Annotated in this window: 1 protein-coding gene; it reads left to right on the top strand. The window is 47.9% G+C overall.

All coding sequences use genetic code 11. The features are described 5' to 3' along the window. Nucleotides 1–15: 15 nt before the first annotated feature. The coding region (locus A3761_RS06565) for an AMP-binding protein (RefSeq protein ID WP_231881181.1) at nucleotides 16–399 on the top strand (384 nt) is incomplete at its 3' end.

Below are 399 nucleotides of genomic sequence, written 5' to 3'. Positions count from 1 at the left end.
CAGGGTGACCGGATAGTGATACAGCTGCCAAATCTAAGCCAGTACCCAATTGCTGCTTACGCCGCGTTGCGTGCTGGTTTAGTCGTGGTAAACACAAACCCTCTTTACACGCCTAGAGAAATGCAGCATCAATTCTCAGATTCAGGTGCCAAGGCGATAATTATTCTAGAAGACCTGTTGCCCAACTTAGAAAAAATCAAGGGTGATACGGCGCTGGAGCTAGTGATTTCAACAGGTGCTGCGGATTTACTAAGCGACTCCCCGACGCCTGCTCCAGAGGGTTGCCACTCTTTTAGCCAAATCCTCAATGATTTTGATCAGGCTAAATTGCAAGCCCGTAAAGATATTGGCCCAGATGATTTATGTATGCTCCAGTACACTGGAGGCACAACTGGCGTT

Source organism: Oleiphilus sp. HI0123 (assembly GCF_001635315.1).
The sequence above is the reverse complement of the archived record's forward strand: the minus strand, read 5'-3'. Positions and strand labels throughout refer to the sequence as shown.